The organism is Microcoleus sp. FACHB-68 (assembly GCF_014695715.1).
Taxonomy (GTDB): domain Bacteria; phylum Cyanobacteriota; class Cyanobacteriia; order Cyanobacteriales; family Oscillatoriaceae; genus FACHB-68.
The window spans coordinates 44,597-66,852 of the sequence record NZ_JACJOT010000015.1 but is presented as its reverse complement, the minus strand read 5'-3'; the positions used below and the strand labels follow the sequence as shown (position 1 = coordinate 66,852).

Genomic DNA, 22,256 nt, shown 5'->3' with positions numbered 1-22,256 from the left:
ATTCCATTCACCAAAACTTTAAAACGGATTCATAAATCTTGCCTGACTGCTGCTAACTTTTAAAGGCACCTGCCGGTGTTGCTGCAAGACCTCAGTATAAAGCTTCTCGACTTGCGAGATATTGCTGCTGAGCGTGTAACGTTCCAAAACTCGCTGACGCGCTTTTTGCCCCAGCATCGTGGTAAATTCCGGCTGCTGTTCAAACACCGGCAGCAACGTTCGCAACTGTCCCGTCACCCCCTGCGTCCTCAAAACCACGCCGGCACCCGCTTCCAGCACTTCCCCATCCGCCCCGGCATCCGTCGCCAAACACGCCAACCCGCACGCCATCGCTTCCAACAGCGACAGGGAAAGCCCCTCGACTAAAGAAGGCAAAATAAACACATCTGCCCCTCGCAGAATTTCTATCCGCCGCTGCTCATCCCCAATAAATCCCAGCCAAGTGATGCCGTAATCTTCCCCGTAAAACTGCATCAGCGAGGCTGCCATCGGCCCATTGCCCACAATCACGAGCCGGCTATCAGCACCCATTTCAGCCCGCTTCCACGCCTTCAGCAGCGCCTCTACATTCTTTTCCAAGGCAACGCGGCCTTGATAGACAAAAATCCGCTTTGCACCCAATTCAGCCTTTAACTGGGAAGGGCCAGGGGAATACTTCTGGACATCAACCCCATTCGGAATCACTGCCAGCCGTGATTCTGGAACGCCCAAGCGCATCAGCACATCTCGCTGTAGTTGGGAAAAAACAATTGTCCGGTCATAATTTGCCAAAAATGGCGCATACAACTGGTACATCAACTGCTGCGTTCCTGAAGTCAAATTCCGCAATTTGCCATCAAACGGCGGGTGGAACGTTGCCACTAAGGGCAAATTCAGTTCCTCACAGATTTCTGGCAGCATAAAGTCGAGGGGAGACAGCGTCAGAGACGCATGAACCAAGTCAGGCTTAAGCTTCCGCAGCGAGTCGCTCAACACCTTGCTCGATTTTAAGGTGGGAATTGTGTAAATCGTGGATTTGTAGAGGCAAGGTAGAGAAACTTCGCAGGCAACAGGGCCGGTGCTTGCTTCTGCAACAATTGGAGCAATTTTTGACTTCTGTAAAGCAGTGCGGACGGTGCTGCCGAACTGACCGGCCCGCAGGTAAGGAAAAAAGTTATCCGGGTCGAAGGCTTCTTGGGCAAAGTGGAGGAAGCTCACTTCGTATCCCCGGTCTAGCAGCGCATTGGTGACCTCGCGAGAGTAGGTTACATTGCCACAAAAGGGTGATTTTTTTCCAAGCCAAGCGATGTGCATTGTTTATTTGTTTGTTGCCCAATGGGTTGCCGGTGAGCAGTGTTGATTTTTCAGGGTTTATTGTTGATCGCACTCAGGCGCGAACAATTAACCGTTAACACTTGACTTCTTGCAATGGTTGTTTTTTTTATCCCAGATAAACGCAGATGATAGCGCAGATGTTGGTCATCCTCTGCCGTTAGGAATAGGCAGATAAGGTTAAAAGTTCGATGCGATTAAGGGTTTTTGCAAGAAGTCTACTCAACCATGACAGCTATTTACGGGAAATATACCAGGTTAAGACGCCTCCGGCGAGGGCTAATGCGGCTAAGCCTAGAAAAACGACTTTTAATCCGAAGAAAGTTTCGGCAACACCGGCTAAGGCTAAGGGTAAGGTGAGAGCGATATTAATGCCGTTATTCTGTAGCCCAAATACTTTGCCCCGCATTTCTTCGGGGGTTTCTGCCTGAATGGTGGTTTGCATGGGAACGCCGACCACGGCGGCAAATGCCCCTAGCAGGGTAATCAGCAATAATGTCGGCCATAGTTGTTGTGTGAATACGGACAGACCGGCAAGAGAGGCTGCCATGCCCATTGAACCGGCCAGACTCATTTGAGAGTGGGAAAAGCGCTGGCCTCCGTGACCGAGAATTGCGGCACCGGCACCCATGCCCACCCCACCGGCAGCGAGTAAAAAGCCAAATTGAGAGGCTTTCATCGCAGGGATCAATTCCGCTAAACGAACGGCCAAAACTGCTAAGGCGGCAAAGATTGAGAAGAGAATGACCAATTGAATCATCGCGTTACGGACGCGCCGGTTCTCCCGCAAGTAGCGCAGACCATCCCGAATATCTTCCCAAACATGGGGAGATTCATGATCTGCCGGCATTGACTTTTCGCCGGTTTTAAGGACTAGCAGCAGCAAGCCGGCGATGCAATAGCTACCTCCTACCACCAGTTCTTTGCCAATTTCCAAGTGACCAAATAAGGTGTCTGCCAGTGCCAGCAACGGTTCTCCCACGGCAAACCCAATAATGACCGAGGCCATCATGGTTGTGGTGTAGAGTGAATTTGCCGCTAAAAGCTGGCCACGTCCTACGATCAAAGGCAGGGCTGCTTGTTCTGCCGGCGCAAAAAATTGCGTCAGCGTTGAAACCAGGAATGTTGCGGCGAGTAAAATGCAGAAACCCACCGGCAGTCCCGCCACAGGTGCCCAATCCTGAACCACCCACAACTGCACCGGCAGCGCCAAAACAATCGCACCACGCAGTAAATTCGTGATCACCATCACTATCTTTTTGGGCCACCGATCCACAAACGCGCCGGCGAGAGAACCCAACAGCACGGCTGGAATGGTAAAGGCGATCATAATCGCTGAAACCCAGGAACTGATTGTTTGTCCTGATGCTTGAAAGCGACTGGCGATCAGCGCAATCATCAGCACTAGATACACCTTATCGGCCAGTTGGGAAAATATCTGGCCGCTCCACATCGTCACAAAGTTGCGATTTCTCAGAATCGGCCTAAATCCTGTTTCTTCTGGTTCTGCCGGTTCGAGGGTTTCTGGAGTGGAGGGGGAGACAGCCTGGGGTGTCGCTTCAATGTTCTCTCGCTCATCTGCTGCCCCGTGTCCATTTGCCGGTTCGCCTGTTTTTTGCGAGGCAGTCTCGGATGCCGGCATTTTATCAAGCCTGTGGGCTGCCGGCTCTTTGCTGCCGTTTGAGCGATCAGCGCTTGGGCGACGATAAGGCGTTTGATTACTACCATTACCGGGATGGCGGGGTTGGCTCACCTCGTTGGCTGGCTGGTTAGCGTGTTTTAGGGGTGAATGCTGTATTTTAAAATCAGAATCAGACAGTCGCATCATGGCTCACGGGGAAATGGGCAGGGAGGCAAAATAGGAATCTATTAAAGCAGCCGAGCGGATCGAGCGATCAAATTGAGACTGAGCGTACTGACGCAAAATGCGTTCAACTGCGACCCAAGCTGTCTCTGTGTTCTGGGTTCGTAAATGAGATAAACCGGCATGGGGCCAAGATATCTGAGGTTCCGCTAGCTGCTGAAGTAATGCCAGCTCGACCGCATTGAGCTGGGTATCGATTTTTACGGGTCTTTCGGGATGGATGAGTGTGCGGTAGCTGTTGTTAGTAGTCTCAGCCACTTTGTTGCCGATGGCAATGCTTTTTAAGGCAGAATTCTTGTTGGGTCGCGTTTCTGTGCCGGCTTTAAATCCAGTTTGACTGCTTGCAAATTTTGTAGTATAAGAAGCGGATCGTGGTAGTTCGATGGCCGGCCCTGAACCTGGCCCTTCCAACCGGCGTTTCTCTGGTAAACTCACGGTTCCGCCGGCAGCGATACTAAACCCAACTCGCCAGTCTGGCGCGGTAAAGTCTGGGATGAGTGGGCGCTGGGTGATAGAGCAGGATTGAACTTGAGGTGCAATGCCGGCTAAAGCCAAAAGGTGATAAACACCGTGCGTTAAGTGGGCTAGCACCGGCACAGACATTGCACCCTCGCCTGCGTTGGGTAACTGCTCAATTCGGCTCAAATGCTCGTTTAGCAAGCAAAAAAGTTCTTCCTGCGGTTGTTCGCTCAACGCTTGACAAAGTACCACTTCAGCCAAATACTGCCCAGCTGCAAGTTTTCCCAGATCCCGACTTAAACCCGGATAAGATTCTAAAGTTTCTGCTTGGGCAATTTTATCAAGCGAACGCCCCTTTTGAATCAGCAATTCGTTAACCACAAACAAGCCACCACGCCCCCCCATCTGCGAGTTTGGCTTTCTCGCCCCCGGTACGACTGCGCGAATTAAACCAAACTCCCGCGTCAAAATCGTCAAGAGCCGGTCAGACTCGCCCATTGGTGAGCCTTTCAGGTTAATTCCAGTCGCTTTGTAAGTTTGACCCATTTTTAGTATTTAGGGGATGGGGCATGGGGCATGGGGCATGGGGCATGGGGCATGGGGCATTGGGCATGGCTGCGCCAACCTAAAGGTACGGGCATCGGGCATGGGGCATTGTACAAATTTTTCCTCTTAGTCCCTAGTCTCTAGTCCCTAGCCCCTTTATGTTTCTTCATGCTTCTCTTCCAGGTTATCGCGTAAGCGAATTAATTCGGGTCCTCGAGAGGTGCCTAGCCGCGTTGCGCCGGCTAAAATTAACTCCACAGCTTGCTGATAAGTACGGATTCCCCCCGATGCTTTGATTCCTGCCTGTCCTTTGCTGAACTCTTTGAGCAAGCGGATATCTTCCACAGTTGCCCCCCCGTAAACGCCTGTGCTGGTTTTGAGGAAATCCACACCGGCATCCATACAAAGTTCAGCAGCGATAATTTTTTCCTCGTCTGTGAGTAATGCTGTTTCTAAGATTGCTTTAACAGGTTGCCCTGTCTCGTCACAAATTTCCGCAATCTCCCGGTGCAGTTCGTCTGTTTTGCCGGCTTTCAACCAACCTAAGTTAATCACCACATCCAGTTCAGTCGCACCATTCTCTACAGCTTCTTGAGCTTCATGCAATTTCACTGCCGATGTTGTTGCGCCGGTGGGAAAGCCGATCACTACACACACTCGCGGTTGCTTGCCGTGCAAAAGTGTTGCGGCTTGACGCACGTAGGTTGGATATACGCACACTGTCGCGAACTGAAAGCGATCTGCCTCTTCGCACCACTTCTGAAGCATTACCGGCGTTGCTGTTGGGTTCAGCAGGGCGTGATCGATAAAAGGCGCGATATCAATTTCTGGCTGAGCCGCAGCCATTGCTCGTTCTCCATTAGATATACTTTTCACTTGTATCAGAAATTTTAAGAACTTTAAAGCAACTGCTGGAATCTTTACGGATACGCACCTCGCAAGTCTTGAGATCGGCCCAGTGCGCTCTGGATAGCTACAAATGCCTCTGCCTCTGCATTCCAGTGTTCTCGCTACTGTAGCGCCTCCCACAAATCCCCCTCGTGCCGGCAGCCGCTTCACTGGGCCTCAATTTTACTTCAACACCTAGTTTGCTTTTTCTTAAGAGTTCGGACAGTATCTATCCCTATATAGCAATCCTAAATTGGTTGTCGGATTTCTATCCGATGAAATGCTGCAACCCGTTTAAATAAAAGGTTTTTCAACTACTCAAGAGTATTTTATAAAAACCTTTAATGGGCAATTATTTTATAAGTGGGTTAACAATTGGTTTTAACTTTATGCAAATTAGAAGTTAGTTGCTTTGCTAATTTTGTCAAAAATTGCTTGAAGACAGCTCCTACGACTTAAGATAGAGAAACAAACTAAAGAGCTGAGTATTTTTCAGTATATTTGCAGTTGACAACAAGTAAATTTTTGTAAAAATTCTGTAAATTTGTATAAAATATAACAAAATTGGATAAAACTAGGTTTAAAGTAGTACATAGTCAAAACTAGTAAATATACCCTTGTAAAGATGACTTAAAGGCACAGTTCCTCATAAGTTATGCCAAGGTCAGTAGCTGGTTGATATTACTTAACTTAAGGAAAAATAACGATGGCCACCCTACTTGTAGGCTCATTTGGATTGGTTTACCTCGTCAGCGCTCCCTGCTTTTTCACGAGTTGGCTGCAATTCTTCAAGCGCGAAGCCGGAAATTTATCGGAAGAAGAAAAGCAGCTTTCCTTGGTAACTTTGGTTATGGCGAGTGTTTTGTGGCCTGTTGTGGTTCCTGTGGCTTATCTAGAGCAACTGTCAAAAGCCAAAGAAAAGCAGCCACGGCAAATCATGCCGGAAGCTCAGTAAAACCGCTGAACAACAAGGGTCTTGGCTTATTTCATAACGTGCTAGATTATTCCCGTAAGGGCATCTTTAACCGTAATTGCTCGCGCAACTCATCAGCTGTTTTGGGGCGTTGCATTCCTGTCGTCATCGGCATTTGTTCAAGTAACGTCTCCCAAACTTCCCAAAGCAAAGGAACACCTATCTGTAAATCCTGCAACAGATGACGCTGAGAAAACACAGCGACTGCGTCGCCTTCAGTGATCAGGCGTCCTTGGTGAATCACAAAAATCCAATCTGCCCACTGATAAGCTAGATTTAAATCGTGCGTTGCCATTAATTGAGTGGTGCCGGCAGCATGAATTTGTTCAAGTTTTGCCATTAGCTGCCGTGTCTGCAATGGATCTAAATAAGCGGTGGGTTCATCTAGTAATAATAGTTCAGGCTGTAGTACCATCACGCCGGCAAGGGCAACTCGTTTCTTTTGCCCTAAACTAAGATGATGTACAGGTCTAGTAGCTAGTTCAGTTAATCCAAAATCAGCTAAAGCTGTATCAACACGCCAGCTAATTTCAGCGGCGGATAATCCTAAATTACATAAGCCATAAGAAATATCTTCCTCAACAGTAGGCGCTACAAGTTGTTGCTCTGGATCTTGAAACACTAGCCCTACTTGTCGTCTAAGCTGAATTAGGGAGTGCCGATCATAGCGCATTGGTTTGCCATGCCATCGCAGCATTCCTTGTTGAGGTTGATGCAAGCCATCGGCTAGGAATAGGAGGGTGGATTTGCCGCAACCATTATGACCGATCAGGGCGCTTTTTTTTCCCACCGGCACCCGTAATGTCAAGCCGTTGAGTGCCGGCTGCTGGCTGGCTGGATAGGCGTAGTGTACGCCATCAAATTCAAGTAACCATTGTGTCATTGGGAATTGGGAATTGGGAATTGGGCATTGGGAATGGTAAGCGAAATGTCCTTACCCTCTCTCACTTTTCCCTAGTTCCTCATCTCTGAGGCATTGGACTATTATCGATAGCTTGTAAGCATTTCGAGTCCAAGTAATGCAATGCAGCCGAGGGATGCTTCTAGGGTATACCGGCGCGAGGGACGAGTGCGCTGTGGGTGCCAAACTTGGAAGTCGCCGGTGAAACCGCGTGATGCGAGGGTAAAGGAATACTGTCGATAGCGTTCGAGGGTGCGCTGTAATAATTGACCGATTAATAATGTTAGGCTACGCATAGTGATGCTCCAAGAGCGATGTCCGTTCCGCGCTTGTTGGGCGATCCACAATTCACCTGCAGTTTGCAGCAGCACAAAAATAAAGCGATACATTAATAGCAATAGTTCTGTTAAAAGGGTTGGACATCCCAGCCGGCGCAAAACTTGTAGAATTTCTACAAACGGTATGGTGAGAAGGATGAAAAACAGACAGCAAACCCCGGCAAGCGATCGCAACAAAATGCCGAGTGCTTGTTGAGTGCCGGTGTGACTGATATAAAAATACCAATCACCCCATTCTATTCCTATCCATCGATCTGAAAGAATTGCCGGCATTTCGCTGACTGAAGTCATGTTAAGCATGAGTGCCGGTAAACTCATGAGTAAAAATACCCCAGCGCCGGCAATCATTTTTAAATAAACTCCCAAGGGAATTCGCGCATAACCAATTGTCCAGATCGTCATCCAGATGATTACTGCCAATTGTACCGGCGCATGACTGAAAAAAGCGATAAATAGGGGGATAATCGCAAACAGTAATTTATGTGCCGGTGGCAAATACCGCAACCGATTCGTGTAAGCCAGCGTATCGATATAAAGGTGCATGAAAAAAAGGCAAAAGGAAAAAGTAAGCGAAAATTTAGCTCTCTACTTTTTACTTTTTACTTCCCGAAAACCTCGGCCCCGGTATAAGCCAATCACATATCCAATTACGCCGGCACCGGCAGCAGCTTGCACTGCAAATAAGAGCGATTCAACTTCTCCACCCGGTAACTCTACAACCGGCTCAAACCAAGGCTTATAATCGGGCTGAACTTCCTGAATCGCCTCCTCTGCTTGGCCATCCGCACCCCCAAACTCTGAATTTTTCACCAAAATTAACGGCATCGCCGCTAAAAATACCACTCCCAAAATTAACAGCCAATTATCCCAAGCTTTTTGTTTCTGCTGCATTACTCAAAACCTTTCAGACATTAAATAACTAAAAAATTCCCAAATCCCCTATTACCAAAAACTTAACTAAGCGCCCCGCTTAATTAACTTTAATTGTTCCAATTCTTGACGCCCATAACTCGCAAGCCAATTCCAAACCAACACAGTCAGCAATCCCTCGCTGATTGCTAAAGGAACTTGAGTGAGTGCAAAAATTCCAGCAAACTTGACAAACGAGGCAACAAAGCCGCCGGTTGCAGAGGGAAACGCCAAGGCTAGTTGCAACGAAGTGACAAGGTAAGTGGTTAAATTTGCCACTGCTGCCGCCAAAAAAATCGCAACTTTCTGTTTACCGGCTACCTTCATCACCAACTGATACACAGCATAGGCCACTAACGGCCCGACGACGGCCATCGAAACTGCATTTGCTCCCAAAGTGGTCAAACCGCCATGCGCCAGCAATAAGGCTTGAAAGAGCAGCACTAAACTGCCTAAAACAGACATGGCCATAGGGCCAAACAGAATTGCCCCTAAACCTGTGCCGGTGGGGTGGGAACTGCTGCCGGTGACTGAAGGCATTTTTAAGGCAGACAGGACGAAAGCAAACGCGCCGGCTAAGGCGAGAAGTAATTTTAATTCCGGATTTTCTTTGGTGATGCGGTGCAGCGATCGCAACCCCAAAGCGAAAAATGGGATAAACACCAACCACCAAAAGATTGCCCACGGTGCCGGCAAAAAGCCTTCCATGATGTGCATTCCATAGGCGGGTGCCGGTGCGCCGATACTCAAAAATAAGATCAGGCCGGCTAGGAATAATCCACTAGGTTTTAACAAATGTCTTTTCATCCTTATCATCTGTACCTCGCAGATGGATAACAGGTTTTTATACAGTCGGTGGGCATTCTGACTTAGCAACCACCCGTGGCGGTTACATCACAGCTGCGGGACAGTGTCGGATTGGCACCGAACTTTCCCCCTTACGTCTGGTGACAGCCACCAGAACCGACCAAGCTTTAAGAGGTTAAAGCATTTTAACTGTTTAAGACAGCGAACGTTAGATAAATTCATTGGGGATGGGGCATTGGGCATTGGGCATGGGGAGATAGTGCTGAGTGGGAGAGGGAAAAATAGGGGGAAATGATTACCTTTGGAAATTACTGGAGTGGAGACAAGCGATCAGCCAAAACCTTTTCCGCGTTAGGATTTTGACCAAATTAATAATTGGCCTTCTTGACCACCGGCAGCAAGTTGATGTCCTTGGCTGTCCCAGGCTAAGCAAGAAAAACCAGCCGGTGCGCCTTCCAGAATTTGCGCGAGTTGTTCAGCTTTTTGCCATAGACAAACGTGGCCATCTTCACTGGCTGAGGCGAGGAGAAAGCTAGCCGGTTGAAAGCTTAAGCTGCCAACGACGCCCTCATGTAGTTCCAAAACCCAAGCTTCCCAGCCGGCATTAGCTTCTCGTTGCTTTTCCCAAACGGAAATAGTGCCGGCGCTGGCAGCCGCTAGCAGAGGCGCACCGAATTCGGTGGCTTGATCTGACCAAGCTAACTGGCGCACTTTGCCGGGAAAACCCCGCATTACCCAGGGATGAGGGTTGCCCCATTCTAAAACGGTGAGGGTTTTATCCAGGTTGCCGCCGGCTAAATATTTGCCATCGGGTGACCATTTCACAACTGCAGTTGCAGAGGGAATTACGAGGGAGTAGGGATCGTCTTCCCAATTTTGAGTATTCCAAATTTTGACGCCTTGATAGCCGGCAATCGCCAAATATTCAACGGTGGGATGCCAAGCTAGATCCAAAACTGAGGAGGCTTCAAAATTCAGCTTTGCGATGATTTCTCCTTTGCCGGCATCCCATATTTGCACGTAACGCCCGGTACTAAATGCAAGTTGGTTGCCCGTGGGACTCCACGCTAGCCGGTCAACCCATGCCGGCGCGTTTTCCAGGCAATACAAGGGCGACTGATCAGACACGCGCCAAATCTTGACTGTGCCTTCTTGGCCGGCAGCCGCTAGCAGTTGGCCATCGGAAGAAAAGGCAAGGCAATCTATCGAGTCACCGGCACCCATTTGCAAGGTTTTAGCCGTCTCTAAACCTTGCCACAAAATCACCTCGCCGGCAGATGAACTCGCTGCTAAAGTTTTGCCATCGGGCGACCACGCAACTGCGGTGACGTAATCTGAAAGAGTTCCTTGCCATTTCAGATCCACGATTTCTTGGCCGGCAATTCCTAAGCCAAACACTTGAGAAAATCCTCTTTTAATTGAGCTTCGTCAAGATTGCGACCGATAAAAACCAGTTCACTTTTCCGGGTTTCTCCAGGCTTCCAAGGGCGATCCGGTTTCCCGTCAAATATCATGTGAACACCTTGGAACACTAAGCGGTTCTCTTCGCCGGCAATATTCAAAATCCCTTTCATGCGAAAAATATCCACCCCCTTCGTTTGCAATAAATTAGCTAGCCAATCGTTTAATTTATCGCCATCGAGTGCGCCGGTTTCTACCAATGCCACGGAATACACCGATTCATCATGTTCGTGGGCTTCTTCATTTAAAAATTGCGGGTCAATTTCCAGCGCCCGATCTAAATCAAATGCTTTCACACCCAAAAGCGAATCCATGTCTAATTCTGCGTTTTGAGTGCGGTAAATTTTTGCCATTGCATTCATTGATCGAATGCGCTTCTCTAGCTCATCAAGCTGTTCTGGCGCGACTAAATCAGTTTTATTCAGCAAAATTACATCGGCAAATGCAATTTGTTCTTGTGCTTCGCTGCTATCCCAATGTTCCCAAATATGCTTAGCGTCTACGACGGTAACGACGGCATCTAAATTGGTTTGGCTGCGAACATCTTCATCCATGAAAAATGTTTGAATCACCGGCGCTGGATCGGCAAGGCCGGTTGTTTCTATGACTAAATGATCAAACTTATCTCTGCGCCGCATTAAGTTGCCCATGATGCGAATTAAATCGCCTCGCACGGTGCAACAGATGCAGCCATTATTCATTTCAAAGATTTCTTCATCAACGGAATTGATCACCAATTGATTATCAATTCCCACTTCCCCAAATTCATTAATAATTACGGCAACTTTTTTGCCGTGTTCGTAAGTCAGGATGCGATTGAGGAGGGTTGTTTTACCGGCACCCAGATAGCCGGTGAGCACTGTAACCGGAATTGAACTGGACATTGCAGCTTGTATCACGAGGAACACCTCTAAAATATCAGAATGATAATCAGTCTCAAAATAGTATAGTGGATTTTCGCCACAGGGGAGAGGGGGAGAAGGGGAGAAGGGGAGAAGGGGAGAGGGGGAGAAGGGGAGAAATGCCCAATGCCCATACCTTTAGGTTGGCGAAGCCTTGCCCCATGCCCCATGCCCCATGCCCCATCCTAAATTAGCTAACGGGAGGCAAACCGCGCATCTCACGGACAAAGTTGATACAAACAATGCAATCGCAGCCATATTGAGCAATGGCAGCGTCGCTTTCTTCCTCGGTGAACTCCAACATCGCTGGTTCTGCCGCCGAATCGTCCGGTGTCACCATTTCCACAGGAATGGGAATTCCTGACTCAGAATTGTCAAATGTGACCATTTCTGTGGAAGCCGGCACAGTTGAGTCTGGAACATTCACCGCTTGGGAGAGGCGCATACAGACTAAATTCTTCGCCAAAGCCGGTTGCTGGCAGGTTAAGGCGTTTAGGGTGCGGGGAAAGGGTTCGGCAGCGTGGGCGGGATTCACCATCGCAAACACAGACAGCAGCGAACTAAAAACGGTGGAAGTGGAAAGTAAAGTCAGTACGAGTTTATTCATCAGTTACCTTTCAAGAGTTTTGTACAAACTTAGGGTTTTCGCTAATCTTTTCAAGGTAGCGGACTTTGGATCAGGGATGTCAGATAAATTAGGAAATCTCACCCATCAAGCTAAGCAATTATTCAGATGCTCTTGAATTTGAGTGGCATTTAAATTGCGCCCAATGAAAACGAGCTGGTTACTGGGTTTTTCTGGCCAGTTATCTGCCTGGATGTCAAAGCGTTTGCCACTTAATTGAAATATCTGCCGGTCGGAACTTTCTTGAAACCAAATCAGTCCCTTGGCGCGAAAAACATCTTCGGGCAATTGCTCTTGTAAAAATTTCTCAAATTTATTGACCAAAAAAGGCCGGTCACTTTGGAAAGACACGGAAACAAATCCATCATTTTCTAAGTGATGGGAATAATGATGATGTTCATGATCGTGATGATCGTGATCGTGATGTTTATGATCGTGATGTTCATGATCGTGATGATGGTGGCTAGATTCTTCTGTCGATGAATAGGATGCCGGCTGGGTGAGTGCAACATCAAGAATGAGAGGAAGGGGAACCTGACCTTTTTGGGATCTGAGAATTCTGGAGCCGGCTTTGACTGTGTGAATGTAGTCTTCTAATTGAGCAATTTTATCGTCGGTTGCTAAATCGGTTTTGTTGAGCAGAATAATGTCACCGTAAGCAATTTGGTTGAAGGCTGCGGAACTTTCAAAATGTGAGGGGGTGAAAGTTTCTGCATCTACAACCGTCAAAATAGAATCTAGGCGCGTTAAATCTCGCAATTCTGGCCCTAAAAATGTCAGGGCAATGGGCAATGGATCGGCAATTCCTGTGGTTTCTATGACAAGGTAATCGATGCGGTCACCACGATCTAGAACTTTGTAAACGGCTTCTAATAAACCATCATTAATGGTGCAACAAATACAGCCATTGGTTAATTCTACCATATCTTGATCAACAGAAACTAAAAGTTGGCTGTCGATATTGATATCCCCAAATTCATTAACCAAAACGGCTACTTTCAAGTTTTGGGCGTTATGCAGGATGTGATTAAGAACTGTAGTTTTACCACTTCCTAAGAAGCCGGTAATAATTGTCACCGGCATCCCCCGTTTCGGCATTTCTAGGGGAGGATTAACTGAAGCATTCGTCATGTGATCGTTCCTAAGCGATTTTGCGATTTTTACAGTTTAATTATGTTCGGCATCAGCAACTCGTAACCCTGCTTTCAGTTGGATAGTCGGCGGAAGCGCTGAACAATCCGAGTCAGGGAAACTAGGAGTGGGATGCCGGAAGACATAATCGATTAAAGTGAGAATCATTTTCATGATATCTCAGTACAGGTAGAAAGCAAAGGTGGAATTCGGCTGAATTTTTATTTTTTGGGGATATTAGGGAAATTGAGAGATTTTTTCTATTGCTTAAAAATTGGATTGTAAGCCGATGCGGAAAGTTAAACCGGGTTGATAGATCCGATTAACTCTTTCATAAGTTTTATCAGTTAAGTTTTCTAAATAAATTGTCAGCCCTAAATTTCGAGTTATGGGAACTCTGGCGCTCAAATCTAAATTAAGAAAAGATGGAGAGAAATCGGTATTATTATCATCAGGATTGTTAAAAAAAGCTCTCCGAGAACCGCTGTTATAACTTGCAAATAAATTAATTTCCCAGCCGGCACTGCCATAGCCAATTCCGGCTTTAGCAACCGAATAAGGAACTAAGCCTAATTGTAAACCCTTATCCGTGCCGGTTTCGATACGTGCGTCAGTATAAGTGTAGTTGAGAAAAGTTGCCCATTCTGGAGCAATTTGCCACTTCAACGCCGCTTCTAAACCATTTGTATTGACAAGACCAATATTTGCCCACTTACCGGCTTCTATTCCTAGGCGATCATTCAAACGACTGCCAAAGTAAGTAAATTGTCCGGTAAAATTAGAAGTAAAATTAATATCGAAGCCGGCTGTCCAAGAAGATCCTTTTTCGGGATCTAAATCTGGGTTGGGCAACCAATTATGCACAGTATCATAAACATATAATTGATCTAAACCAGGGTTACGCTGTACAGAAACCCAACTCCCACGTACTGCAATGCTAGGGTTGATATCCCACCGCAAGCCGGCGCTAGGATTGAGATAACTGCCAAACTCACTATTAAAGTTCTGCCTAATTCCAAGTTCAGCTTGAAACCTATCGCTAATTTCCCAGGTATTTAAGGCAAACAGCGCCCCATTAAATCGATTTGTATCTTCAGTTTCATTCAAACCGGCTCTTTCAGGAATGGTGCTTAAAACATCGCCGGCTAAAAAAGTTTGTTGTACGTCCAATCCCCAGCGAAGATTATTATTAGAAGCTGTGCGCCACTGGTGTTCTACCCTAGCCGTGAGCGCTTGGGAATTGAGCGACCCTTGGCGGTAAAATGTACTTTGTGTCGGCCCGTAGGTATTAAAGTAATCTTGGTTATAACCAATCGTTGTTTGCAGAACCGAATCATCATTATCACTCAGCCGGCTATTCCAAGATAAACCAACATTAAAAACATCATGATCGAGTCTATCTCTTTGCAAAGGAAAGCCAAAATAGAGAAGACCCCGTCGGCTGCTAATTTTGTAAGCATCGAAACTCAGAGTATTTCTAGGGTTTAAGCCAATTCTGACACTGCCAAAGTAATTGCTAGTCGCTGTATCGCCATTAAATAAACGTCCCTTTTCATCACGATTTGCCGCGCCTTCCGGGACACGATAGCGGTTATCTATTTCGGATTCTTCATAACTTAAATTAAAATCTAAAGAGCCGGCAGAGCCACTATAGCTAGCATGATAGTTAGACTGATTTAAAGAGCCAAATTCAACCAAGCCATTGAATTTTGGAATACCCTGTCCCTGTTTAGTAATAATATTAACAACGCCACCAAAAGCTTCAGAACCGTATAAAGTCGCACTGGTGCCACTCGATAATTCTACCCGTTGAATTGATTCAACCGGAATGCTATTTAAGTCAGTTGCACCATGATAAGTGTTAACATTGCTGCCAATTGGTCTACCATTTAATAAAAAAACAGATTGATTAATCGAGTGTCCGCGATAGTAAGTGCCGGTGTGAATATCCGCACCTTTACCCGCATCATTAATAGCAAATCCCGGTAAACCTCTCAGCACTTCTGCCGCACTGCTAGAACCTTGCTGTTGGATTTCTTCAGCATAAATTTCGTATGCCGATGTAGATTGCAGAACTCTATTTCTCACTGCTGTAACAATTAAATCAACCGGCTTTTCTGGTGAAATGAATACAACCAGCTTCGCTTCAACTTGATGCTTTTTTGGTAGATTAAACCCTGGTAAAATTGGCTGCTGAACCAGCAACTCTGCACGGGTGTGGGGAAACCGGATATCACTCAGGCGAGGAATCTCTGAAAAAGATTGTTTTGGCTGAGAAACTTTTGTAAGCGCGAGAGAATGAGGGTTTGCTAAAGCTGCCGGCATAATTCCCCAACACAGGCAACTGACGCCAAACATAACAAAATATAATTTCATACTGATTTAATAACAAAACTAGACGCTCAAAATCTGCCCCTCAATTGAATTAAGGGAAATCGCTGTTTCGGGGGCATGATAAAGCCACACGTTATTGTGGAACAGCTAGATACCTAAGTCAAAAGACAGGCTGTCAAACTTCTATGTTTTGGTTAAAAAATGAAATTTTTAAGTGTAATGTGCTATATAAGAAAATCAATGCTAGCGTGTTAAACAGTTATGACTCCGCTGCCAAATTACCGTCCCAAACAACTTTCCCTCGGCCCTTTGGAGGCAGAAATTTTAAACATTATCTGGGAACTCGGTTCCGCCACTGTTAAGGATGTACACGAACGTATTTTGGCCGATCCAGACCGGGAATTAGCCTACACTTCAGTTACAACTGTGTTGCGTCGCCTTACCCAGAAAGGTTGGCTTGCCTGCGATAACAAAGGGCGTATATTCTCTTGGCGACCTTTAGTTTCTCGTGAGGAAGCAAAAGTACTAGAGGCTTACGAAAAATTGCACCGATTTTTGGAAGTGAGCAACCCAGATATTGTGGCAGCTTTTGCTGATAGCCTCGATTGTGCAAGTTTAGATCAATTAGAAGCAATTGCCCAACGAATTCAAGCCGCACGCAAAGCCAGGGAGGAAAAATAATGCATTTGTTAATGATTCTGGCAGCAGTGGCGGTTGCGTGGTGTGTGAGAAAGAGATGGATTGCGCCGGCAGGAAACTGGAGAGAACGCTGGCAAAGAGCAATTATGCTTTTTCTGTTTCCTCCAATGCTGCTAATAATGACAGCAATAGCCGTGCTTTTTATGGGTCCATCTGGGCAAATGGTCGGCTTGCTGACAGACTGGTTAAGCTATGCAATTGCCTCTGGTTTTTTAGGATTGGCAGGCGTTTTATGCGTAAAGCTAGCAACACAGGGTTGGAAAACGCTGCGAAAAACTCGCACTTATTGCCGGCGCAATATTAGCGGCATACCGGCTCGTATTCTTGACACAACTGCGTTATTTACCGCTCAGATCGGTTTTTGGCATCCGGAATTAGTCGTCAGCGAAGGACTGTTGCAGACCCTTGATAGCGCTCATTTAGAGGCAGTTTTCGCTCACGAGCAAGCGCATTATTACTATCGAGATACCTTTTGGTTTTTCTGGCTGGGCTGGGTGCGTTCTTGCACCACTTGGTTGCCAAATACTGAAGCTTTATGGCAAGAATTGTTAGTTTTGCGAGAACTGCGTGCTGATGCGAAAGCAGCGCAACAGGTCGATCCTTTGGTATTAGCTGAATCGCTGTTATTGGTCGTTAGTGTGCTGCCGGCACCCTGTGAAAGTTTCTGTGCGGCACTCAGTGCTGTTGCACCTCGAAGCCGGTTAGAGGAGCGTATAGAAGCGCTTTTGGCACAGCCAGAGGAGCAATCTTCGATTAATCAGTGGTTTTGGATGTGGTTACTTTTGGCTTTTTTGCCTTTGCTTACTGTGCCTTTTCACGGTTAATTGCACAATTGAAGATTGATTTTTACCCACAGATGCACACAGATAAACACAGATAAAAACACAGATAAAATTGAGGGTTGGTGCGTTGAGTCAGGGGTTTTTATTATTTTCGTTAGGGGTAGATTCAGAATTCTGGATGAGTGCTGCACCTAACCCCCTAACTTTGGCGCTATTGCAGAACTGTCTGGATCTGAGATTCATCCAAATCGCGACCGATTAAGACTAATCGCGTCTGACGAATTTCCGTTGCTAGCCAAGGGCGATCATAGAAATAATCAAAGCGAGAACCCACGCCTTGCACAACTAAACGCATCCCTTTAGCCGGCACGGAAACAAAGCCTTTCACTCGGTAGATTTCTTGCTCTTGCACTAATTTTTGCAACTTTGATATTAATGCTTGCGGCTCAAATTCGTTGTCGCCGATAAAATGTACCGAGTTAATATCGTCATCATGATCGTGTTCTTCTTCTGTGTCATGATGACTAGGCCGGCTTTCCAAATTATCCTCGACTGCTGCATTAAATCCTAACAGCACATCTGGATTAATTTGACCACTTTCACAAGCTACAATTTTTACTCCTGGAGGCAGTTGTTGTTGTAGCCATGACTCTACTTTTTGGCGAGTTTGGAAATCTACCAAATCTACTTTCGTTAGCAATACTAAATCGGCACAAGCTAACTGATCTTCAAACAATTCTTCAATCGGTGTTTCGTGTTCTAAATTGGGATCTTCTTGTCGCTGTGCATTTAATGCGTCAAGATTACCAACCAGAGTGCCGGCTGCAACAGCTTCACAGTCTACCACGGTAATAACACCATCAACGGTTGCGCCGGTGCGAATTTCTGGCCATCGGAAGGCTTGCACTAAGGGTTTTGGCAAGGCGAGTCCAGATGTTTCGATTAACATACAATCAATCTGTTCTCGACGTTGCAATAACTGCTGCATTGTCGGTAAAAATTCTTCTTGTACGGTGCAGCAAAGGCAACCATTGGTTAGTTCTACAATGTTGCCAATGGGATTGTCGTCTTCATCGCAAACTTGGCAAGATTTCAGCAAATCTCCATCAATTCCAATTTCGCCAAATTCATTGACAATAACGGCAATTTTGCGTCCTTGGTTATTTTGCAGAAGGTTACGGATTAGGGTGGTTTTACCGGCACCCAAGAAGCCGGTGATTACAGTGACAGGAATTTTATGCATTTGTTCGTTTTGTGGGCAGAGTTCTATTGAAGTTTTCGGTTTGTGGAGAACGGTTATTTGCTTAACCCGCCCTTACAATTTTTTGGGAATTTTTTTGTTAATCTAGATTTCCCCTAAGCGTTATTTTTGAGCGACTAACTCTAACGTTGGAAGCGGAGGAATTTTTGCTAAAATTCCCTTTTTTAAAGGTTCAGGTCGTTCTGACCAAGGCAATAAGCCATCGGGTTTAGCATAATATTGACTGGCACATTGCAACACAGCCGCCGCACTTTCATTAACGGGTAAATCGCCAAACAAATAAGTATATTTGCCGGCAGCCACGAATGAAACCGCACAGGAACGACTGCAAGCACTCATACATTCAACTTCTTGTATGGGGAAATCCTCTCGTAAATCCCAATTCTTATGAAGTTCATTAATCTGTTCTAAAAGATCCTGACCTCCGCTTTTTCCTTCTCGCTTTCCATCCTTCCAAACTGAAGCGCAGGCTGTACAAACAAATAAAGTATGGGGTGTTTTCATCAAACGTTATCCTTGCTCATACGTGAGCTTAAAATTAGCGAATAGCAGCTAGCCAATCGCTCAAAGCTGACTCAAGATTGACGCGAAAAGAAAATGCTCTTTCTCTTCGCATTATCAAGATAAATGTTGAATTTCCGAATCTTTAGTTGGCAATTAACCATCCCCAGAAAATAGGATGCCGGCAACCGCAGACTCGAAATAACAAATTGTTAAAAGATTAAATGAACATTCATCCGTACCTCGCAGATGTGTTGAATAATTGACTTCGTTGCCGGTGGGCATTCTGACTCACTCAATTTTAGATAAGAACAAAAGGCAATCCCAAATCCAAAATCGGTTTACAGCTGCGGGACAGCGGCAGATTTGCACTGCACTTTCCCCGTTACCTCCAGCGGCTGAACCCCGCTAGAACCGGCTCGATTTCAATATAGTACCGTGTCCGTCACCTAACTGGAAACGGCCTTGACAAAAACATAAAATTGTGAATTTCTCAGCGCAATCCTCTGGGACTAAGCGATTAACGCGAGAGAAATTTTTTCAGAAAAGGCAAAATCGCATCCGCCAAAGCCGCTGGATGTTCTTCATGCAATCCTAAAGAACCGGGAAGCCGACACTTTTGCACGCCAGAGAAACTCACCAGCACTTCCATTTCCATGCGTGACTTCGGTGGGGTTTGCTCACCGATCACGACCAACACCGGCACCGGCAAGGGTTGAAATAAATCAATAAACTGGGGTCGTGCTTTCACCGTATCGAGGGTGCCGGTGACAAACGCAGCCGGGGCAAATCGCGCCCCTGGTTGCCTGGAAATACGCTGCTTTTGTTGAATCAGGCTGGGGGTTACGGCATTGGGGTTGCTGTAAACATGACGCCGATACATTGAAGTTAAGAAGGGCGCTAAGGTATTTAAAAAATAGAGGAACTGGCCCAACACCGGCAAGCACACCAACTGCTTCAAAATTTTGTAGAACCAGCGATTTTCACCCATTGCCGTCGGCAGAGGCCCGCGCCAAGTCGGGGCGACTAAAACCACCCACGACCACATCGGCGGCTTGTGCTGGGCCAAGTGCATCACATAACCGGCAGCATGGCCGGCAGCAATGACAACAATGGGTTCAGTAAACGTATCGCGTACGAAATCCGCTAAAAAGCTGTAGTAAACGCTCGGTTCGTAGTTAAAAGGCGGGCGTTCTGAGGTGCCAAATCCGGGCCAGTCTACGGCAATCACCTGAAATTGAGGGGCCAAGAGTTCTGCGATGCCGCGCATTTCTGCCCGTGTGGAAACCGTACTTAAGGCCGGCAACAGTAAGATGGGCTTTCCTTCACCCATAATTTCGTAAGTGATCTGTAGCTGGCGTTTTTTCCAAGTCCAGAGATATTCGTAAACAGTACCACCGATGCCGGTAGATGGGTCGGTGGTAGATGCAGAAGTCGGGTCAACAGTGGTGGCCATAGTGGAAAGCGAACTGGGTCTTTCTCCACAATACCAGTGGCTTTCACTTTCGATTGATTAATTCAGGTATTACTCCCGGCTGCTACTCAGGATTGTGGGTTTTTGGAGATTGTGGAGGAAACCTCTAGCAGTAATATTTAGCCGGCAAATAGATTGAGTGGTTTCCGGGGATAGTGATTTGTCTGTTGTTGTTATCTAGGAAGTGCCCCATATCTGGAGTTTACAGTTTAGATTTGAATCAAGGGAACTCAAGCGTTTTTTCACCGGCACTCTCATGAGCCGGTAACTCCCGAAACGCTTATACAATCTCAGTCAATGGGCTTTACCATTGCTGAAGCTTCACCGGAACTCGTTAAAACAAAACAATGACGCCCGTTTATTGCACGAAAGGACATGAAAATCCAGCCGGCAATCGCTTCTGTCACCAATGTGGCGACAAACTTGCCCCATCGGCAGCCGGTGGGATGTCTGCGGGGATCATTCTGGATGATCGCTACCGGGTTATCCTCCAGCTAGGGCAGGGCGGCTTTGGGCGCACTTATCTGGTTGAAGATATCAATCGTTTTAACGAACGCTGTGTTTTAAAGGAATTTGCCCCCCAGGTTCAAAGTGGCAGCGCCTTGCAAAAAGCCCAAGAACTGTTTGAACGAGAAGCCGGCGTTCTCTACAAGCTGCAACACCCGCAGATTCCGCGCTTTCGAGAGTTGCTTCGCGGGCAAATGGCCGGCGTTGAGTCTTTATTTTTGGTACAAGATTATATTGAGGGGCAAACTTACCGGGAATTGTTAAACAGCCGTAAAAGTAAAAGACAGTTGTTTAGTGAGGAAGAAGTCAAAAAGCTGTTGCTGCAACTGCTGCCGGTTTTGGATTATATCCACTCCCAAGGCGTAATTCACCGCGATATTTCTCCCGAAAACCTGATTTTGCGGAATTCCGACCGGCTGCCGGTGTTGATAGACTTTGGCGGCGTAAAAGAAGTCGCGGTTTCTGCCATTTCTAAGTTCAGTCAGCTTGCCTTTTCCACACATATTGGCAAACCCGGATACGCCCCAGAAGAACAACTTAAAAAAGGCAAAGCTTTCCCTAGCAGTGATTTATATTCCTTAGCAGTAACCGCTTTGGTTTTGCTCACCGGCAAGGAACCGCAAGACTTATACAACAGCTTTAAAGCGATTTGGCAATGGCGGCACGTCGTCAGTATTAGCCCAAATCTGGCAGCAATTTTAGATAAGATGTTGCTAAGAAATCCTAGCCAACGCTATCAAGCTGCCGGTGATGTGATTCAAGCTTTAGAACCTTCTGGATTAAAAACTCAGCCCAGTAATATTACCCAAATCAACACCGTTGTCGTTGCGCCGAAAGCCCCGCCTGCGCCCCCTAAACCCGCGCCGGCACCTCCCCCTGCCATAGTGGTACATCAGCCGGCACCCATTGTTCCTGCTGCCGGTCACGGGCATTTAAATCCTGTCGGCATTCTCCTGTTTCCCATCCGGTTTCTGTGGCATTGTTTTCGCACACTGACTGTCCTTAGCATTGGTTTGCTATTACTAGCCGGTGTTGCTTCTTGGGCATTTCCTAAGTTTATTTCTTGGACACCGCCACAGTTGCCAACCGCCATTTCTAGTTCTAAAGAAGAGTCTCGCCTAGACAATATTTTTGTGCGCCGCGAAGCTTTGCAAATTCCTGAAGAATTTTTCAATGTTTTAGTTAATGAACAGTTTTACAACCGGCACCCAGAATTACAAGATCGGCTATTGACAAACAATCAAGAAGATGAGAGTTATCGGCAAAAATGGTATGACAGTGCTGATGCTTTATTGAGTAAATTAGAGCGAGCAAATTTAAGTGAGAAATCGCGTCGGCAAATTGGGCAATATACCGAAGAAAATTATGGTAGCCGGCAGAGTAATCTCAGCAATGAGGAGCTAATTCGCCAAACTGACGAGCAATTTTATCAACTATTTCCCGAACAGCAGGGGCAAACACTCAACCCAGAAACATGGGGTCAAATTTGGTATGCAATTGCAACCAATCGAGCCGAGAATAGATGAGTCCTGAGTCCTGAGCTTTTGAGTGGGAGAGGAAGGGAAGTTTTTGAGGTAATTCTA

General features: G+C 46.5%; 21 protein-coding genes and 2 riboswitches. Of the genes, 4 read left to right on the top strand and 17 right to left on the bottom strand.

Going from position 1 to position 22,256, the window contains the following annotated elements; all coding sequences use genetic code 11:
- Positions 1-18 precede the first annotated feature (18 nt).
- The 4 genes from H6F73_RS20880 to deoC all read right to left on the bottom strand — a co-directional run bounded on the left by H6F73_RS20880 (position 19) and on the right by deoC (position 5,026).
- Positions 19-1,293, bottom strand: a complete 1,275-nt coding sequence (locus tag H6F73_RS20880) for a glycosyltransferase family 4 protein (protein WP_190760699.1) — start codon at positions 1,291-1,293, stop codon at positions 19-21.
- Between the two features lie 253 nt (positions 1,294-1,546).
- Positions 1,547-3,139, bottom strand: coding sequence for an MFS transporter (locus tag H6F73_RS20875; protein ID WP_190760698.1), 1,593 nt, complete (start codon positions 3,137-3,139; stop codon positions 1,547-1,549).
- Positions 3,140-3,142: 3 nt separating this feature from the next.
- A complete protein-coding gene (recO, locus tag H6F73_RS20870) occupies positions 3,143-4,180 on the bottom strand; it encodes a DNA repair protein RecO (RefSeq protein ID WP_190760697.1) in 1,038 nt (345 codons plus the stop codon).
- Positions 4,181-4,336: 156 nt separating this feature from the next.
- On the bottom strand, positions 4,337-5,026 hold the full coding sequence (gene deoC / locus H6F73_RS20865) for a deoxyribose-phosphate aldolase (RefSeq protein ID WP_190760793.1): 690 nt from the start codon (positions 5,024-5,026) through the stop codon (positions 4,337-4,339).
- 748 nt (positions 5,027-5,774) lie between these two features.
- Here deoC and H6F73_RS20860 point away from each other — a divergent pair.
- Entirely contained in the window at positions 5,775-6,023 is a 249-nt protein-coding gene (locus H6F73_RS20860) for a hypothetical protein (RefSeq protein ID WP_190760696.1), read from the top strand.
- A gap of 46 nt (positions 6,024-6,069) precedes the next feature.
- Here the strand turns inward: H6F73_RS20860 and H6F73_RS20855 are convergent, their stop codons facing one another.
- The 10 genes from H6F73_RS20855 to H6F73_RS20805 form a co-directional block, all read right to left on the bottom strand.
- Complete coding sequence (locus H6F73_RS20855; RefSeq protein ID WP_190760695.1) at positions 6,070-6,924, bottom strand: ABC transporter ATP-binding protein; 855 nt, start codon at positions 6,922-6,924, stop codon at positions 6,070-6,072.
- Positions 6,925-7,025: 101 nt separating this feature from the next.
- Positions 7,026-7,823, bottom strand: a complete 798-nt coding sequence (gene cbiQ, locus H6F73_RS20850; protein ID WP_190760694.1) for a cobalt ECF transporter T component CbiQ — start codon at positions 7,821-7,823, stop codon at positions 7,026-7,028.
- A 42-nt stretch (positions 7,824-7,865) separates the two neighbouring features.
- The gene (locus H6F73_RS20845; protein ID WP_190760693.1) at positions 7,866-8,171 is read right to left on the bottom strand and encodes an energy-coupling factor ABC transporter substrate-binding protein; all 306 of its coding nucleotides are present in this window, start codon (positions 8,169-8,171) and stop codon (positions 7,866-7,868) included.
- A 66-nt stretch (positions 8,172-8,237) separates the two neighbouring features.
- Positions 8,238-8,996, bottom strand: coding sequence for an energy-coupling factor ABC transporter permease (locus H6F73_RS20840; RefSeq protein WP_190760692.1), 759 nt, complete (start codon positions 8,994-8,996; stop codon positions 8,238-8,240).
- Positions 8,997-9,025: 29 nt separating this feature from the next.
- Positions 9,026-9,172: riboswitch (cobalamin riboswitch) on the bottom strand.
- A gap of 175 nt (positions 9,173-9,347) precedes the next feature.
- Positions 9,348-10,394, bottom strand: coding sequence for a PD40 domain-containing protein (locus H6F73_RS20835; RefSeq protein WP_190760691.1), 1,047 nt, complete (start codon positions 10,392-10,394; stop codon positions 9,348-9,350).
- Positions 10,382-11,341, bottom strand: a complete 960-nt coding sequence (locus H6F73_RS20830) for a GTP-binding protein (protein ID WP_199330704.1) — start codon at positions 11,339-11,341, stop codon at positions 10,382-10,384. The genes H6F73_RS20835 and H6F73_RS20830 overlap by 13 nt, the downstream gene beginning before the upstream one ends.
- A gap of 208 nt (positions 11,342-11,549) precedes the next feature.
- A complete protein-coding gene (locus H6F73_RS20820; protein WP_190760688.1) occupies positions 11,550-11,966 on the bottom strand; it encodes a hypothetical protein in 417 nt (138 codons plus the stop codon).
- Positions 11,967-12,071: 105 nt separating this feature from the next.
- Entirely contained in the window at positions 12,072-13,115 is a 1,044-nt protein-coding gene (locus H6F73_RS20815) for a GTP-binding protein (RefSeq protein ID WP_190760687.1), read from the bottom strand.
- 36 nt (positions 13,116-13,151) lie between these two features.
- Complete coding sequence (locus H6F73_RS20810) at positions 13,152-13,289, bottom strand: hypothetical protein (RefSeq protein WP_190760686.1); 138 nt, start codon at positions 13,287-13,289, stop codon at positions 13,152-13,154.
- A gap of 93 nt (positions 13,290-13,382) precedes the next feature.
- Positions 13,383-15,491, bottom strand: a complete 2,109-nt coding sequence (locus tag H6F73_RS20805; protein WP_190760685.1) for a TonB-dependent receptor — start codon at positions 15,489-15,491, stop codon at positions 13,383-13,385.
- Positions 15,492-15,710: 219 nt separating this feature from the next.
- Between H6F73_RS20805 and H6F73_RS20800 the strand changes: the two genes are divergently transcribed.
- Both H6F73_RS20800 and H6F73_RS20795 read left to right on the top strand, forming a co-directional pair.
- Complete coding sequence (locus H6F73_RS20800) at positions 15,711-16,130, top strand: BlaI/MecI/CopY family transcriptional regulator (RefSeq protein ID WP_190665016.1); 420 nt, start codon at positions 15,711-15,713, stop codon at positions 16,128-16,130.
- Positions 16,130-16,972: a M56 family metallopeptidase gene (locus H6F73_RS20795; protein ID WP_190760684.1), complete on the top strand. Its 843-nt coding sequence runs from the start codon at positions 16,130-16,132 to the stop codon at positions 16,970-16,972. Before H6F73_RS20800 ends, H6F73_RS20795 begins: the two co-directional genes overlap by 1 nt.
- Positions 16,973-17,141: 169 nt before the next feature.
- Here the strand turns inward: H6F73_RS20795 and cobW are convergent, their stop codons facing one another.
- The 3 genes from cobW to H6F73_RS20780 all read right to left on the bottom strand — a co-directional run bounded on the left by cobW (position 17,142) and on the right by H6F73_RS20780 (position 20,148).
- Complete coding sequence (cobW, locus tag H6F73_RS20790; protein ID WP_190760683.1) at positions 17,142-18,173, bottom strand: cobalamin biosynthesis protein CobW; 1,032 nt, start codon at positions 18,171-18,173, stop codon at positions 17,142-17,144.
- Positions 18,174-18,293: 120 nt separating this feature from the next.
- Entirely contained in the window at positions 18,294-18,695 is a 402-nt protein-coding gene (locus H6F73_RS20785; RefSeq protein ID WP_190760682.1) for a DUF1636 domain-containing protein, read from the bottom strand.
- Between the two features lie 255 nt (positions 18,696-18,950).
- A riboswitch (cobalamin riboswitch) is annotated at positions 18,951-19,126 on the bottom strand.
- Positions 19,127-19,212: 86 nt separating this feature from the next.
- Positions 19,213-20,148, bottom strand: coding sequence for an alpha/beta hydrolase (locus tag H6F73_RS20780; RefSeq protein ID WP_190760681.1), 936 nt, complete (start codon positions 20,146-20,148; stop codon positions 19,213-19,215).
- A 365-nt stretch (positions 20,149-20,513) separates the two neighbouring features.
- Between H6F73_RS20780 and H6F73_RS20775 the strand changes: the two genes are divergently transcribed.
- Positions 20,514-22,199 carry a serine/threonine-protein kinase gene (locus H6F73_RS20775; protein WP_190760680.1) on the top strand — a complete coding sequence of 562 codons (1,686 nt, stop codon included), beginning with the start codon at positions 20,514-20,516 and terminating at the stop codon, positions 22,197-22,199.
- Positions 22,200-22,256 lie beyond the last annotated feature (57 nt).